Raw genomic sequence first — 16,070 nt, forward strand, 5'->3', positions numbered from 1 at the left:
TCATCCCGTCGTCCCCGCGCATGCGCAGGGACGACGGAGCGCTTCAGAAGCAGCCGAAAAGCCTCACGCCCCTTCGGAGGGAATCCGCAGGCCATGCCGCGCCGCAAAGCGGGCGAAGCGGGTGAGCCACAATCCCGCGCGGCCGTCCGGTTCGAACAGCGGCGCGCCGTGACCGCCCTTCTCGATCACGTAAAGCTCGCTGGGAATCTTCGCCGCCCGGCAGCCCTCGAACATCGCCAGGCTGTTGCCGCAATCGACCACCGTATCGTCCGCCGCATGGCCGAGCAGGATCGGCGGCGTGGTCGCAGGAACCTCGATGTTCACCGAGTAGCGCCGGGACAGCGCCTCGCTGGGGTTCGCGCCCAACAGCTCGCTGCGCGATTGCGCATGGGCGAGGGGCGGCGCCATGCTGACTACCGGGAAGAACATCCCCGCCACCAGCGGCCGGGCATCCTGCGCATCGGCCGCGTCGACCGGATCATAGACCTTGGCCGCAAACCGCGTGGCGATGCTGCCGCACAAGTGTCCACCCGCCGAGAAGCCGATAGCCGCCACATTCGCCGGGTCCACGCCCCACTTCGCGGCACGGGCGCGGATCACGCGCATGGCGCGCTGGGCGTCCTGCAAGGGCGTGTCCGGGCCGCCGGTCCAGCCGTCATGCGGCAGGCGGTAGAGCAGTTCGAAGGCGGTCACGCCCTGGCTGGCGAACCAGCGCGAGGTGGCGGAGGGCCTGGTGCCCATGGCCACGCGCGCATAGCCGCCGCCCGGAAATGTCAGCACCGCCGCGCCGGTGGGCTTGGCGGCGGGGCAGACCGTCAGCATCGGCGTGGCGACATGCGGCCAGGCGAAATCGTCGGGGTTGCCCTTGTTGGTGCGCAGCACGCGCTCCTCCTTCACGCCGCCCGAAGGCAGCCCCGGCGGCGAGCCCGGCCAGATCGGAAAACGCTCGAACGCAGGCGTATTCTCCCCGCTTTGCGCCAAGGCGCGGCCGGACAACAAGGGCGCGGCAGCCAGCGCGCTCAGCGAACCCAGGAATTGACGGCGGTCACTCGACATATTGCACTCTCCCCGAAAGGTCATTCTATGCATCGGAACATGTTGAAAATCATTCGGACTTTGCCGCACCGGGAGCCATCGGCATGATCGGCGCCTCGCTTCTCCTGCTCGCCGCCGCGACGGCTTCCGCCCCCGACGTGGCGCCCAAGCCGCTGTTCCGCGACCCGGTGCATGACGGCGCCGCCGATCCCAGCACGGTCTACGATCCCGCCACGCGCGAATGGGTGATGTTCTATACGAACCGGCGCGCCGACCTGCCGATGGAGGACGAAAAGGACGTGCGCTGGGTCCACGGCACGGCGATCGGCACCGCGCGCTCGAAGGACGGCGTGCACTGGCGCTACGGCGGCACGGCCGCGATCCCGGAAAGCTGCACCGGCGCGACGCTCTGGGCGCCCGATATCGAGCGCTTCAACGGCCAGTGGCACATGTGGCTGACGGTGGTGCCCGGCATCTACCGCGACTGGAACGCGCCGCGCTTCATCGTCCACCTCACCAGCAAGGACCTGAAGTCGTGGACCTGCGGTGACAAGCTCGATCTCGGCTCCGACCGGGTGATCGACGCCAGCGTCGTCGCGCTGCCGAAGGGCGGCTACCGCCTGTTCTTCAACGACGAGCGCATGGGCAAGGCGATCCGCACGGCGGACAGCACCGACCTCACCCACTGGACGGTGAAGGACCGCCTGACCACAACGCCCGGCGAAGGCCCCAAGGCGTTCCGCTGGAAGGGCCGCTGGTGGCTGGTTTCGGATGCGTGGAAGGGGCTGCTGGTCATGCGCAGCGATGACGGTGACCATTGGACCACCCAGCCCGGCCACATCCTGGCCACGCCCGGACAAGCGCCGACCGATCGCGCCAAGGGGCAGCACCCCGACGTGATCGTCTCCGGCGACCGGGCCTATATCGTCTACTTCGTGCATCAGAGCGGCGAGGACGAGGCCAAGGCCAACCCCGACTGGCACCGCCGCAGCGTGCTCCAGATCGCGGAACTGAAGGAGAAGGACGGCGTGATCTCCGTGGACCGCGACAGCCCCGCCCATGTTCGGCTTACCGCGCCAAAGGAGGCACGGCGATGATCGACCGCCGTAGCCTCTGCCTTGGCGGGGCGGCTCTCGCGGGCTGCGCCACCACCCGCATCGCCCCCGCGGAACCGGAAGGCCCGCTGCTCTTCGCCTATTTCAGCACCGGAAAAGGCGAGGCGGACGGGCTGAAACTGGCCGTCAGCGAGGATGGCTTCGCCTTCCGCACGCTTGGCGGCGGCAAACCCTACCTCGTGCCGCAAGTGGGCGAGAAGAAGCTGCTGCGCGACCCCTTCCTGTGGCGCGGCGAGGGGGTGGACGCCCCGTGGCACTGCGTCTGGACCACCGCCTGGGAAGGCGTGACCATCGGCCATGCCACCACGCGCGACTTCGTGACCTGGACGCCCCAGCGCGCGATCCCGGTCATGGCCTCGGTGCCGGGGACCCGCAATTGCTGGGCGCCGGAAGCGATCTTCGATCCCGCCACGCGGCGCACGGTCATCTTCTGGTCCAGCACCGTGACCGGCCGCTTCGCCGAGACGGCCGGAACCTCGGAAGGTGGCTACAACCACCGCCTCTGGTACACGACCACCGCCGATTTCGAGAGCTTCGCCCCGCCGCAAGTACTCTACGATCCCGGCTTCAGCGTGATCGACGGCACATTCGCCCCGGCCCCGGACGGCGGGCTCTGGCTGGTCGTGAAGGACGAGACGGTCGAACCTCCGCGCAAGTGGCTGCGCGCGGCCTCCGCACGCAGCCCGATCGGCCCGTTCGCATCGCTGGGCGAACCGTTCACCGCCTCCTGGGTGGAAGGCCCGATGACCGCGCGGATCGGCGAGGACCTGGTCTGCTATTACGACGTCTACCGCGACGGGCGCTGGGGCGCGAAGTCCACGCGCGACATGGCGACCTGGCAGGACGTGAGCGACCGTCTGGCGATGCCGCAAGGCGCGCGGCACGGCTCGCTGGTGCGGATCGACCGGAAAATGCTGGGGGCGCTTGAGGCCTGAAAAAGCGGCTCCCGGATGGAGGATCCGGGAGCCGATAGTTCCGGCGTGGGAGGGCCCCGCCGTATTCTTCAAGATCAGAACTTCACGTTGACGCCTGCCGAGATCGTGCGGCCCACGCGGGTCTGGAACAGCGTGTCCTGGCGCTGGCTGTCGGTGTAGAGGCTGTTCTGCTCGTCGGTGAGGTTGGTGCCCTCGACGATCAGCTTGATCGCATCCGAGATGTTGTACGAGGCCGAGGCATCGACATAAGTGGTCGCGCGGTTGCCCACCAGGTCGCTGCCGGGCGAGGCGGGGATGCCGCGGATGAACGGTCCGCGATAATTGATCGTGCCGCGGATGGAGAACTTGTCGTTCTCCCAGAACAGCGTGCCCGAAGCCGTGTCCTTGGACAGGCCGACCAGATCGTCCTTCACGGTAACGGTGCACACGCCGCCCGAGCTGGAGAGGCAGTAATTGATCTTCGACATGACGTGCGTGTAGTTCGCCAGCACGCCGAAGTGGCTGATGAAGCCCGACGCGAAGTTGAACGGGATCTGCGCGTTCAGCTCGATCCCCTTGAGCGGGCCGCCCGGCGTATTGGTGGGCGTGGCGATGTTGAACAGCTCGTCCGGGGTGGTGTTGCTGCCGGTCAGCAGTTCGTTCGGCAGGCCCAGCGAGCTGAACGGAACCAGCGCGTTCACGCTCTGCACGTAAGTCTTGATGTCCTTGTAGAAGAACGCTGCCGACAGCAGCGAGCCGGGACGGAAGTACCATTCCACCGCCGCATCGAACGTGTTGGCGCGGATCGGTTCGAGCAGGGGATTGCCCAGCGATCCCGAGCGCGTGGTCGCATTGATGGCCACGGTCGGCACCAGCTGCGTAAGCGCCGGGCGCGAGAGGACCTTGGCGGCGGAAAGGCGCACGAGCAGGTTCTGCACCGGCTCGATCACGAGGTTGGCGGAAGGCAGCCAGTCGTCATAGCTGCGCGCAACCGCGCGGTACTGGCCGCTGAGGCCGGTGGGCGAAGTGGGGTCGGACAAGTTGATGAAGCCCGAGGAACGCTGCCAGGTATGGATGTAGCGCAGGCCCACATCGCCGCGAAGGCCGAAGCCCACCGCATCGCTGAAGTCGAACGTGCCCATCATGAAGGCGCTGGTCTGTTCTTCCTTCACGCCCGGATTGGTCTCGCCGCAACCGGTGCAGGTGCGGGCGTCGAAGAGGTTGTAGGCATCGGCCAGCTTCTGCCAGTCCAGGCTGGCCCAGCTCGACGGCGCGCCGTGGCCCCAGAGGCTGTCCACGCCGGTGATCTGCGTCGTCAGGTCGGCCAGCGAGGTCCCGGCCGGCAAGGCCTGAACCAGCGTATCGGCGGTGTAATAAGTGGTGAAGCGCTGCTGGAACTCGCTGGAGCGGAACTGGCCGCCGAAGTGCAGCTTGAACGCATCGGAGAACTCGTAATGCGCGTTGACTTCGCCCAGCGTACCCTTGGTGGTGTTGCTGGCCGGCTTGCCCTGGAGGCTGAAGCCGCCGGTGACGACGCCCGCGCCCGGCGTCGGGCCGTAGAGGAAGTTGGACGGATCGGACACGTCGAAACCGAAGCCCAGCACGGGCGTCTGCCCGCCGCCGGTATAGTCGATCGCGAAGTTGTCGGTATCCAGCGCATCCATGAAGTACTGCATGCGGACCTTGTCTTTCCACACGGACTCGTTGAGGCCGAACTTGGCGTCAACGGTCAACCGGTCGTTGAACCGGTGCATGAAATTGAGGTTCGCCTGCTTGAACGTGGTCGAATACTTCGAGTGCAGCCCTTCCGAGCGCACGTCCACGCCGTCCAGCAGGGCATATTCCACCGAGCCGAGGTCGGAAAGCTGCACGTCCTTCAGCGACATCATCGGATAGCCCTGGTTCGATGCCGAGCGGCCGAACGAAATCGCCTCGATGTAGTTGTCGTCACGGGTCACGTTGAAGCGTGAGTAGAGCAGGTCCAGCGAGATGTCGGTATCGTCGTCGGGCTTGTACTGCAGGGTCAGCGTGCCGCCGATGCGTTCCTGCGTCTGCTCGGAATTCAGGTAGCGCGGGATGCGCGGGAAGAAGGCGCCGCTGCCGGGCGTGTTCGGCATGTCGTCTCGGCGGGCGTCGTAGACGGTCTGGTAGGCCGCAGCGTCGCTGGTGCGCGGGTTGCCGGTGGAGCAATTGGTGGCGCTGGCGCCGGACGCGGCGCTGTTGCCGGGGTTCTGCGGGGTGAAGCCGAGCGGCGAGCAGAACATGCCGTTCTGGTTGGCCGAAAGGATGTCCACCGCCGAATAGCCCACTTCGCGCGTGTGGCGCTTCTGATAGGCGAGCGAGCCGAGCACGCCGAAGCCGCTGTCTCCGAACTGCTTGGACACGAGCACCGACGCGCGCGGATCAACCTTCTTCGACAGTTCGTTCCAGACGCCGCGTCCCGTGGCGGAGAGCACGAAGTCCTTCGCCTGGTCCATCGGCTTGGGCGCGCTGAGGTCCACCGTGGCGCCCAGCGAGCCTTCCTCGACATCCGCCGAGGGCGTCTTGCGCACGGTCAGCGCCGAGAAGATTTCGGTCGGGAATACGTTGAAGTCGAAGCTGCGGCCATTGTTGCCGGCCCCGTAGATGTCCGAGCCGCCGGTCTGCGCGGCGGCTTCCATGCCGTTGATGCGCACGCGGGTGAAGTCGGCGCCGAGGCCGCGGACCGAGATGTTCTTGCCTTCGCCGCCGTCACCGCGCTGGAGCGCCACGCCGGGGATGCGCTGCATCGATTCGGCCAGGTTGGAATCGGGGAACTTGCCCAGATCCTCGGCCTTGATGGTGTCGATCGCCGCCGTTTCCATGCGCTTGTCGGCCAGGGCCGCGTTCAGCGAGGCCCGGAAGCCGGTGACGATGATCTCGGAAGGGCTGGGCGTGTTGCCGGCGGCGGCCGACTGAGCGCCGGTCGCTGCGGCGCTCTGCGCGCCGTCCTGCACGGCGGCATCGGCTGCGCCATCCTGCGCGGCGGCCATGTGCGGCGCGGCGAAGAGGAAGGCGGCCACCAGGGCCGGAGCCGAGGCGCGGCTGCGCATGACGGATTTCGAGAAAGCCCTTCTCATTTCCTCACTCCCAAATCTTGTTCTTGCTTCGAACATTGCCCACTATGTGGGATTGAGTTACACAATATATGACATTTTCGCTCAGTTCCAGTCAAAATCGCTTCCCACCGGTTCCTCATCCGTAATTCCACGCATGGAAGCACCGCTTCGTCGTGAGTGAGGTGACCGGGAGTGATTGACTCTGATCGTTCCCGATATATGCCCTTGCGAACCGTCATGTGGGATAACGCGCCGGAACGAATCTGGCCAGAGACCAAAGAGAGGATCATCCGAAATGTCCCTGAGTTCGGCTCTCGCCCTGGCCCTGGCCGCGGGCACTTCCGCCCCGCCGCCCGCGATCGACATCGACCTGGCCGGCAAGACCCCCGCGCAGATGCCCGACTACCGGCCGGGCCAGGCCGAAGTCGGCCGGAGCGGCATCGAACGCCGCGATGCTTCGGGCGGGTTCCTCTATTCGGTGGCGCTGCCCCAGGGCACTTACCGCGTGACGCTGACCCTGGGAGACCGGCGCAGCGCGGGGCTCACCACGGTGAAGGCCGAAAGCCGCCGCCTGTTCCTGCGCGACATCGCCACCCGGCGCGGACAGACGGTGACGCGCAGCTTCCTGGTCGATGTGCGCGACGCCCGCCTCCCCGCCCAGCCCGCAGGCGCGCCGCGCTTCGGCCAGTCCGTACTGCTGGACGAGCGCGACCTTGCCAGCTTCAGCTGGGACGACAAGCTGACCTTCGAATTCCTCGGCCAGCCGCGCGTCTCCGCCATCCATATCGAGCCCGCCGACGCCCCGCGCCTGTTCCTGGCTGGCGATTCGACCGTGGCCGACCAGTATACCGAGCCTTTCACCAGCTGGGGCCAGATGCTGCCCGCGATGCTGGACGATCGCATTGCCGTGGCCAACCACGCCAAGTCCGGCGCGACGCTTAAATCCTTCATCGCCCAGCTCCGCTTTTCCAAGGTGCTCACGCAGGTCCGCAAGGGCGACTGGCTGTTCATCCAGTTCGGCCACAACGACCAGAAGGCCGAATGGCCGATGACCTACCTCGATCCCGAGCTGACTTATCCCGCCTACTTGCGCAGCTATATCGCCGAGGCCCGCCGGCGCGGCGTCCATCCGGTGCTCGTCACTTCGCCCGAGCGCCGTAATTTCGACGAGGCGGGAAAGATCAAGGACACCCTGGGCGCCTATGCCGCCGCCGTGCGCAAGGTGGCAGCCGAGGAGAACGTGCCGCTGGTCGACCTCAACCGCGACAGCATCGCCATCATGCAGGCACTGGGGCCGGAAGTGTCGCCCCGCGCCTTTGCCGAGAACGGCAAGGACAGGACTCACAACGACAACTATGGCGCCTGGCTGTTCGCCGCGGCCATCGCCCGTCAGGTGCGCGAGAAAATCCCCGAACTGGCGTCCCACGTCCTGCTGAAGGACTTCGATCCCGCCCATCCGCCGCTGCCCGAGGATCTGCCGATCGCACCCAGCATCGCGCTGGAGGAAAACAAGCCGGAGGGAAGCTGACACGGCATTCGCCGCCAGAATGGCAATTGACGGACGCTTGTGGACGAGTTACCAAATATCGGTATTGGTATCCACATAATGGAACTTACAGGAGAGTGATGTGCCGGATACTGGGACGGGGTCGATCCACGCTTTCAGGATGCAGTTGAAGCCCGGCACGGTCGAGGAATATCGCCGCCGTCACGACGCGATCTGGCCAGAACTCTCCGCCCTGCTGACCGAGGCCGGCATCCGCGACTATTCGATCTTCCTCGACGAGGATAGCCTGTCGCTGTTTGCCGTCCTGCGCGTGACGCCGGACAACAGCCGCGAAACCCTGCCCGACCATCCGGTGATGCGCCGCTGGTGGGACTACATGGCGCCGCTGATGGAAGTGGAACCGGGCAACCGTCCGGTCGAATGGCCGCTCCCCCTGCTGTTCCACATGGATTGAGCGGCATGAAGCGCGCGTTCCTCACCGCTCTGCTGCTTACGGCCCTGCCGCTTACGGCATTCGCGCAGGACGCGAAGCCCACGGCCGATCTTTCCGCGCCGGTCCAGACGTTCGGCCGCGTCTCCTTCGATGCGCGCTCGCTGATGATCGACGGCAAGCGGCAGGTGATCTGGTCGGGCGAATTCCACCCCTTCCGCCTGCCCAGCCCGGACCTCTGGCGCGACGTGCTGCAGAAGATGAAGGCGAGCGGCTTCAACACCGTCGCGCTCTATTTCGACTGGGGCTACCACTCGCCGAAACAAGGCGTCTACGACTTCAGCGGCATCCGCGATCTCGACCGCCTGCTGACCATGGCGGAGGAGGAAGGCCTGCTGGTCATGACCCGCGCCGGGCCTTACGTGAATGCGGAAGTGTCGCGCGGCGGCTTCCCGGGCTGGCTGGTCAACCAGAAGGGCCGCGCCCGCACCGACGATCCCGAATACATGGCCGCCGCCGATGAGTGGCTGACGCAGATCAACGCCATCATCGCGCGCCACCAGATCAACGGCGACGGCAAGGGCCACAAGGGCTCCGTCATCCTCCACCAGATCGAGAACGAACTGGCGCTGACCACCCCGGCCCAGCGCCGCTACATGGATCATATCTACGCCAAGGCCCGCGCCGACGGCATCACCGTGCCGATCTTCCACAACGACCAGGGCCGCAACGGCTACTGGGTGCCGGAAGGTTCTTCCGTCGACAAAGTCGTCCACGGCCCCAACGACATGTACGCCTTCGACGGCTATCCCGGCGGCACTTGCACCGTGGAGGGCAAACCCACCCGCAGCGTGGCCGCGCCGGACTGGGGCTTCTACGGAACCGGCGGCGCCAAAGGCGGCGCTTCCGCTTCGCCGAAGACGCCCGGCTTCCTGGCGGAATTCGGCGGCGGCTGGTTCGATTACTGGGGCTCCAACGGCAGCTACGAGTGCAACGCGGTCCAGCGCGGCAAGCGGTTCCAGCGGGTGTTCTACGGCACCAACCTGGCCAACGGCATCGGCATCCAGAGCTTCTACATGGTCTATGGCGGCACCAGCTGGGGCTGGCTGCCCGCCCCGGTGGTGTTCACCAGCTACGACTACGGCGCGGCCATTTCCGAAGCGCGAGAGCTTCGCGAAAAGGCGCTGGAGATGAAGCAGCTGGGCGGTCTGATCGCCTCCGTGCCTGACCTTGCGGGCATGATCCCGGCGGGCACGCCCGAGATCTCCTCACCCAATATCCAGGTCTATCACAACAAGAGCCCCGAAACCGACGCGCGCTTCCTGATGGTGACGCACAAGCCGTCGAACGGCCAGACCGACGACAGCTTCACCGTGACCGCCGCGCTGCCGGATGGTCGCTATACTTTCCCGATGCGGCTCAACGGCTTCGACGCCAAGTGGCTGGTCGCGGGGGTCGATCTCGGCGGGCAGCGGCTGGTCTATTCGACCTCCGAACTGCAATCCGCGTCCAAGGCCGGAAACGCCGACCTCCTGCTGCTCTACGGCCGCGCGGGCGAGGCGGGCGAGACCGTGCTGCGCTATGCCTCGGCCCCGAAAGTCGAGGTTGTGGAAGGCGCGGCCACCAGCGCCTTCGACGCCGCCAAGGGCGACCTTAAAGTCACTTACACGCATACGGGCCGCACTGTCCTGCGGGTGACCGGCGGCGGACGCGGCGACCTTGTGCTGATCCTTGCCGACGAGGCCGAAGGCAGTCGCTATACCCGCGCCGACACCGCAAACGGCCCCGTTCTGGTGCGCGGTCCGCAGTTGGTCCGTCACGCTTCGCTGAAGTCCGGCGCACTCACGCTGAACGGCGACACCGCCGCGGCGGGCGCCATCGAAATCTGGGCGCCCGGCGCGGCGCGCTCGCTCTCGTGGAACGGCGCGCGTATCGCCGCCAAGCCCACTGCCATCGGCAGCCTCGCCTCCACCGCCCCCCTGCCCGGCCCCGCGCCGGTCGTGCTTCCCGCACTCACCGACTGGCGCATGGCCAAGGGCTCGCCCGAGGCCGATCCGCAGTTCGACGACAGCGCATGGCAGGCCGCAGGCGGCAACCGCCCCAACGCCAGCATCACCCAGCGCCCCGATGGCCAGCCCAACCTGAACATGGACGCCTATGGCTTCCACGAAGGCGACGTCTGGTATCGCGGCCGCTTCGAGGGCAATCCCGGCGCGAAAACCGTCTCGCTATTCTACGGCGTGGGCGGATCGGGCCTCGTGCAGGCATGGCTCGACGGCAAGTTCATCGGCCAGGCCGAGACCCCGAGCGGCCTGCCCCGCCCGATCACCACCGGCACCGTCACGCTGGACCTGCCGCCCGAAGCGCAGGCGGGCGGCGGCCACGTCCTCTCGGTCATGGTGCGCAACAACGGCCATAACTGGGACCTCGACGCCGACGACTTCCACAAGGAAGCGCGCGGGCTGATTTCCGCCTCGATCTCGCAGCCCGGCGGGCGCAGTTTCGCCGTGCCGATCGCGTGGAAGATCCAGGGCAAGCGCGGCGGCGAGGATCTGGCCGACCCCGTGCGCGGCCCTGCCAATAACGGCGGCCTCTATGGCGAGCGCATGGGCTGGCACCTGCCCGCCTTCGACGACCGCCAGTGGACCACCGCCCAGGTCCCCGCGAGTAGCGCCGCGCCCGGCACCACCTGGCTGCGCACCGCCTTCGACCTTGCCGTGCCCAAGGGACAGGACGCCACGATCGGACTTGCCTTCGGGGACACCGAAAGCCCGCGCTCGGCCGCGAAATACCGCGTGCTGATCTTCGTCAACGGCTGGAACATGGGCCAGTTCATCGCCCATGTCGGCCCGCAGCGCGTGTTCCCGATCCCCGAGGGCATTCTCAACCACCACGGCACCAACCACGTCGCCCTTGCCGTGACCAGCGACGGTGCGCCGGGCGATGCGCTGGAGGCGGTCAAGCTCGTCACCCTCCGCAACGTTCGCGGCGGCGTGCCGGTGCAGATGGTCGCCGCGCCGACGCGCCCGGATCAGTTGAAGTGACCGGCGCCCCGCTCACCCGCCGCCAGTTGGGCGTTGCAGGCGCAGGCGCGCTTTGCCTCGCCGCCCTGCCGGGCGCGGTGCGTGCTGCCCCCAGAAAAGGCGCCCGCCCGTGGCCCTACCTGATCGGCGCGGATGTCTCCTGGATTCCCGAGGACGAAGCCGCAGGCGCCACCTATTACGAGGACGGCCAGCAAAAGGACGTGCTCGCAATCTTCCGCGATGCCGGGTTCAACGCGATCAAGCTGCGCCTCTTCGTCGATCCCGCGAAGGGCTATTCGAAGGACAAGCCCGGCGGCCCGTGGTGCGACCTGCCGCGCACCATCGCGTTCGCGCAGCGGATCAAGGCGGCGGGTCTTCACCTCTCGCTGACCCTCCACTATTCCGACACCTGGGCCGATCCGCAGCATCAGGACAAGCCCGCAGCCTGGGCCGACTTGCCCTTCCCCAAGCTGGTCGATGTCGTCCACCGCCACACCGACGAGACTTTCGCGGCGATGAAAGCCGCAGGCGTCGCGCCCGATCTGGCGATCCTGGGCAACGAGACCACGTTCGGCATGCTCTGGCCCGACGGCCGCGTGCCGCTGACCATTCCCACCGGCAACCCGGTGACCGACCAAGTGCACATGAACGTGCCCGGCGCGGGCGGCTACGACAAGTTCGCGCTGCTGCTCAAGGCCGGGATCGCCGCCACCCGCGCGCAGCTTCCCGGAACGCCGATCGCGCTGCACAACCATCTCGGCCGCCATTGGCCGATCGTCCAGCACTGGACCGACAGCCTGATCGCGCGCGGCGTCGATTTCGATGCGCTGGGCTTCTCCTGCTACCAGCAGGCGGCGCAAGGCGACTGGGAGCGGACTTTCACCGAATTCGGCCGCCGCTACCCGGACAAGGGCTTCTTCGCGATCGAGTATTCGTCGCGCAAGCGCTACCTGAACGACCTGGTCCATGCCCATCCGAACGGCTGGGGCAGCTTCATCTGGGAGCCGACCCGCCATCAGGAAGCGATCTTCCAGAAGGACGGCAAGAACGCCGGCGAAGGCCCGCGCCCCGACTTGCTCTCGCAAGGCCTCAACGCGGCGGAAGCCCCCGGCGCCACGCCCGCATTGGCATCCGACATGCCGAAACAACCCGAAAGCCATGGCGGCCGGTACGACGCCGATCCCGCCTTCCTGCAACTCTATCGCCGGATGGCGCGCGATTACGGAGTCCTGAAATGACCCATCACGCCCCCCGCCGCAGCATCGCCCACAGGAGAACTTGAGTGGCCGCCCTTACCCATGACATCCCCCGCCAGCAGGTCACCGCGGCGATCGACCTGCTCATGCACAACCTCGTCAACATCAAGGATGAGACCGGCGAATTCCTGCTCCGCCTCGAAGACGGCCGGGTGATCGACACCAAGGGCTGGGCCGGCTGGGAATGGACCCACGGCGTCGGCCTGTTCGGCATGTGGCGCTATTTCGAGCAGACCGGCGACGAGAAGGCGCTGGAGATCATCCGCGCGTGGTTCGAGGACCGTTTCGCGGAAGGCACGCCCACCAAGAACATCAACACGGTCGCCCCCTTCATCACGCTGGCCTACCTTTACGAACTGGACGGCGATCCCAGCTACATCCCCTATCTCGACACCTGGGCCGAATGGCTGATGGCGCCCGACGGCCTGCCCAAGACCGAGGAAGGCGGCTTCCAGCACATCGTCTACAACGACGAGAACCCCGGCGAACTCTGGGACGACACGCTGATGATGAGCGTGCTGCCGCTGGCCAAGATCGGCCTGCTGCTGGACCGTCCGCAGTATATCGAGGAAGCCAAGCGCCAGTTCCTGGTCCATATCAAGTATCTGGCCGACAAGAAGACCGGCCTGTGGTTCCACGGCTGGGACTTCACCGGCCGCCACAACTTCGCCGAAGCGCTCTGGGCGCGGGGCAACTGCTGGGTGACGATCGCGATCCCGGAGATCATCGAACTGCTCGATCTCCAGCCGGGCGATGCCTTCCGCATGTTCCTGATCGACACGCTGGCCGCACAGGTCCGCACGCTTGCCGCCACGCAGGACGCGGAAACCGGCCTGTGGCACACGCTGATCGACGATCCCTCCAGCTACCTTGAAGCCTCGGCCACGGCAGGCTTCGCCTATGGCATCCTGAAGGCGGTGCGCAAGGGCTACCTCCCGCGCGAATACGAGGCCGTGGGCATCAAGGCGGTGCGCGGCGTGCTCGCCAATATCGACGATGCCGGAGAGCTTCAGCAAGTCAGCTTCGGCACCGCGATGGGCGACACGCTGCAGTTCTACAAGGACATCGCGCTCACCTCGATGCCCTATGGCCAGAGCCTTGCCATCTGCGCACTGGCCGAGTTCCTGCGGACCTATATCTGACGATGCGCGGGGCGGCCTTTCTTGCGGTGGCGGCGGGGCTTGTCCTCGCCCATCCGGCGCAGGCGGCCGCTCCGGAGTTCGTGCATTTCACGCCCGCGCGCGGCGACTTCGCGCTGGCGCAGGACGGACATGTCGCCCAAGTCGTGACCTCGGCCGGGGACCACGAACTGGTCCGCATCGCTGCCGAGGATTTGCGGACCGACCTGGCCACCGTGACCGGCGCGAACGCCGCTTCGGACGTGCAGGTCTGGATCGGCACGCTGGGGCGCAATCCCGCGATCGACCGGCTTGTGGCGGCGGGCCGGGTCGATGCCGCGAAGCTGCGCGGGGCCTGGGAAAGCTTCCTGATCGTGCCGGTTTCCAACCCCGCACCCGGCGTGAAGCAGGCATTGGTGATCGTGGGCAGCGACCGGCGCGGCACCGCCTACGGCGCCTACGAGATCTCCCGCGCGATCGGCGTCTCGCCCTGGCACTGGTGGGCGGATGTGCCACCCCAGCATCACGGCAGCCTCTACGTCTCCGCCAAGGCCCGGCGCTTCGGCCCGCCTTCGGTGCAGTATCGCGGCATCTTCATCAATGACGAAGACTGGGGCCTCGTTCCCTGGGCCCAGGGCGCCGAACCCGATGAACCCGCTCCCGGCCCGAAGACCTATGCCAAAGTCTTCGACCTGCTGCTGCGGCTACGGGCCAACACGCTCTGGCCCGCCATGCACAAGGCCAGCCGCGCCTTCAACGCCGATCCCGCCAATGCCGCCCTGGCCGAGCGCTACGGCGTGGTCATGGGCACCAGTCACGCCGAACCGATGCTGCGCAACAACGTGGGCGAATGGACCGGCAAGGCGGAAGACTTCAACTACCTGACGAACCGCGATGCCATGCGCGACTACTGGCGCACGCGGGTGAAGAGCAACGCCGCCGACGAGACGATCTGGACCCTTGGCCTGCGCGGCATCCATGACAGCGGCATGATCGGCCCCACGACCGACCCGGAGCGCCGCGCGGTGCTGGAACAGGTTTTCGCCGACCAGCGCGAACTCCTGCGCGAGGCGGGGATTTCCGGCGCCCCGCAAGTCTTCACGCCCTACAAGGAAGTGCTCGACATCTACCGGGCCGGGCTGAAAGTGCCGGACGATGTCACCCTGATGTGGACGGACGACAACTTCGGCTACATCCGCCATCTCCCCGATGCCGCCGAGCGGGCGCGCAGCGGTGGCAACGGCGTCTACTACCACCTCTCCTACCTCGGCGCGCCGCTCTCCTATCTCTGGCTCTCGACGACGCCGCCTGCGCTGATCCGCGAGGAAATGGGACGCGCGTGGGACAAGGGCGCGCGCAAGATGTGGATCGTCAATGTCGGGGACATCAAGCCAGCCGAACTGGGCATCGACTACTTCCTCAGCCTTGCATGGGACATCGAGAGGACAAGAACCCAGCCTGTCGAGACATGGATGGGACATTGGCTCGCAGACATCCTCGGGACCGGACAGGGACGCGGCGCGGCAGCGGGCACGGACCCGCAGGCCGCCGCCGTCATGAGCGACTACTACCGCCTCAACTTCGCGCGCCGGCCCGAGCATCTGCAATGGTATCTGCCGGGGCAGAAACCCCATGCCAGCCCGCTGACCACGGCCGAGGCCGACGCGCGGCTCGCCGGTTTCGCGGCGATGGAGCAGCGCCTTGCCGCCCTGCGCCAGCAGGTCCCGGCCGGGCGCGCCGATGCCTTCTTCGAACTCTTGGACTACCCGGTATCGGCATCCGCCGCCGCCAACCGCCGCTTCTTCGCCGCCGAGGCCCACGACGCGCTGCGTGATACCGCCCCCGCCGAAAGCTGGCGCCGCGCCCGCATCGCCGCCGAGGCCGACGCGGCGCTGACAGCCCTGACGCGCCGCTACAACCGCGACACCGCGGGCGGCAAATGGCGCGGGATCATGAATGTCGAGCCCGCGGATGGGCAGTGGCGCAGTTTTCGGCAGACCCCGCCGGTGGTGCCCGCGCTCGCTGCCTTGCCGGACATCGCAGCCCCGGCGCCGGAGCCGGAGCCGCGATCCGCGCTTCCCCTGCTCCGCCCCGAACAGTTCACGCGCCGCCCCTCCCCGAACGGCCCCTCCCCGCACGGCAACTCCCCGCAAGGCTCAGCCTGGCGGCTGGTGGAAGGCCTCGGCCGGTACGGTGCGCTGCTGGGCGCCGGTGGGGCGTCCGCCTCCGCGCAGGCCGCGATCACCCTGCCGGCGGGTCGCTGGCAGGCCGTGGTCGATCTGCTGCCTGCCTATCCCTCCGACAATGGCGAGGCGCTGCGCCTGACCATCCGCATCGACGGCAAGCCGCAGGTCCTCGAAATCCCGCGCCGCGCCGGTGACCGCGACTGGGCCGATGCCGTGCTCGACAACCGCATTTCCGTGCCGTTCTCCGCTCTTCTGGAAGCCGGCCAGCACAAGGTAACGATTGAATCCGGCGATCCCGCCGTGATGATCGAAGCCGTTCGCTTCATGCCTGCTGACAAGTCCATTACTCCGACATAATAACAGACCCAATCGGTCCGCCCACGAAGGCGGGCCAGACAAGAACAATACG

General features: G+C 67.1%; 10 protein-coding genes. 8 read left to right on the plus strand and 2 right to left on the minus strand.

Annotated features, from left to right (window positions below; all coding sequences use genetic code 11):
• Positions 1 to 63: 63 nt before the first annotated feature.
• Entirely contained in the window at positions 64 to 1,056 is a 993-nt protein-coding gene (locus EDF58_RS16720) for an alpha/beta hydrolase (RefSeq protein ID WP_132267604.1), read from the minus strand.
• Between the two features lie 83 nt (positions 1,057 to 1,139).
• Between EDF58_RS16720 and EDF58_RS16725 the strand changes: the two genes are divergently transcribed.
• The gene (locus EDF58_RS16725; RefSeq protein WP_132267606.1) at positions 1,140 to 2,132 is read left to right on the plus strand and encodes a family 43 glycosylhydrolase; all 993 of its coding nucleotides are present in this window, start codon (positions 1,140 to 1,142) and stop codon (positions 2,130 to 2,132) included.
• Positions 2,129 to 3,085: a glycoside hydrolase family 43 protein gene (locus tag EDF58_RS16730; RefSeq protein ID WP_243654317.1), complete on the plus strand. Its 957-nt coding sequence runs from the start codon at positions 2,129 to 2,131 to the stop codon at positions 3,083 to 3,085. Before EDF58_RS16725 ends, EDF58_RS16730 begins: the two co-directional genes overlap by 4 nt.
• A gap of 74 nt (positions 3,086 to 3,159) precedes the next feature.
• On the opposite strand, the gene EDF58_RS16735 is transcribed toward EDF58_RS16730, so the two are convergent.
• A complete protein-coding gene (locus EDF58_RS16735) occupies positions 3,160 to 6,162 on the minus strand; it encodes a TonB-dependent receptor (protein ID WP_132267608.1) in 3,003 nt (1,000 codons plus the stop codon).
• Positions 6,163 to 6,436: 274 nt separating this feature from the next.
• Here EDF58_RS16735 and EDF58_RS16740 point away from each other — a divergent pair, with 274 nt between their 5' ends.
• The 6 genes from EDF58_RS16740 to EDF58_RS16765 all read left to right on the plus strand — a co-directional run bounded on the left by EDF58_RS16740 (position 6,437) and on the right by EDF58_RS16765 (position 16,018).
• Positions 6,437 to 7,669 (plus strand): rhamnogalacturonan acetylesterase, encoded by a 1,233-nt coding sequence (locus EDF58_RS16740; RefSeq protein WP_132267610.1) that lies wholly within the window; start codon positions 6,437 to 6,439, stop codon positions 7,667 to 7,669.
• Positions 7,670 to 7,808: 139 nt separating this feature from the next.
• Positions 7,809 to 8,102 carry an L-rhamnose mutarotase gene (locus tag EDF58_RS16745; protein WP_132267612.1) on the plus strand — a complete coding sequence of 98 codons (294 nt, stop codon included), beginning with the start codon at positions 7,809 to 7,811 and terminating at the stop codon, positions 8,100 to 8,102.
• 5 nt (positions 8,103 to 8,107) lie between these two features.
• Entirely contained in the window at positions 8,108 to 11,122 is a 3,015-nt protein-coding gene (locus tag EDF58_RS16750; RefSeq protein ID WP_132267614.1) for a beta-galactosidase, read from the plus strand.
• On the plus strand, positions 11,119 to 12,339 hold the full coding sequence (locus EDF58_RS16755) for a glycosyl hydrolase 53 family protein (RefSeq protein ID WP_243654318.1): 1,221 nt from the start codon (positions 11,119 to 11,121) through the stop codon (positions 12,337 to 12,339). The genes EDF58_RS16750 and EDF58_RS16755 overlap by 4 nt, the downstream gene beginning before the upstream one ends.
• Positions 12,340 to 12,383: 44 nt before the next feature.
• The gene (locus EDF58_RS16760; RefSeq protein WP_132267616.1) at positions 12,384 to 13,499 is read left to right on the plus strand and encodes a glycoside hydrolase family 88 protein; all 1,116 of its coding nucleotides are present in this window, start codon (positions 12,384 to 12,386) and stop codon (positions 13,497 to 13,499) included.
• 2 nt (positions 13,500 to 13,501) lie between these two features.
• The gene (locus tag EDF58_RS16765; protein WP_132267618.1) at positions 13,502 to 16,018 is read left to right on the plus strand and encodes a glycosyl hydrolase 115 family protein; all 2,517 of its coding nucleotides are present in this window, start codon (positions 13,502 to 13,504) and stop codon (positions 16,016 to 16,018) included.
• The last annotated feature ends 52 nt before the right edge of the window (positions 16,019 to 16,070 follow it).

It is taken from the genome of Novosphingobium sp. PhB57 (genome assembly GCF_004342985.1).
Lineage (GTDB): Bacteria > Pseudomonadota > Alphaproteobacteria > Sphingomonadales > Sphingomonadaceae > Novosphingobium.

Bases quoted from the DNA above. Each gene is read 5' to 3' on its own strand.
- EDF58_RS16720 (WP_132267604.1), bottom strand. From the start codon at position 1,056: ATGTCGAGTGACCGCCGTCAATTCCTGGGTTCGCTGAGCGCGCTGGCT.
- EDF58_RS16725 (WP_132267606.1), top strand. From the start codon at position 1,140: ATGATCGGCGCCTCGCTTCTCCTGCTCGCCGCCGCGACGGCTTCCGCC.
- EDF58_RS16730 (WP_243654317.1), top strand. From the start codon at position 2,129: ATGATCGACCGCCGTAGCCTCTGCCTTGGCGGGGCGGCTCTCGCGGGC.
- EDF58_RS16735 (WP_132267608.1), bottom strand. From the start codon at position 6,162: ATGAGAAGGGCTTTCTCGAAATCCGTCATGCGCAGCCGCGCCTCGGCT.
- EDF58_RS16740 (WP_132267610.1), top strand. From the start codon at position 6,437: ATGTCCCTGAGTTCGGCTCTCGCCCTGGCCCTGGCCGCGGGCACTTCC.
- EDF58_RS16745 (WP_132267612.1), top strand. From the start codon at position 7,809: ATGCAGTTGAAGCCCGGCACGGTCGAGGAATATCGCCGCCGTCACGAC.
- EDF58_RS16750 (WP_132267614.1), top strand. From the start codon at position 8,108: ATGAAGCGCGCGTTCCTCACCGCTCTGCTGCTTACGGCCCTGCCGCTT.
- EDF58_RS16765 (WP_132267618.1), top strand. From the start codon at position 13,502: ATGCGCGGGGCGGCCTTTCTTGCGGTGGCGGCGGGGCTTGTCCTCGCC.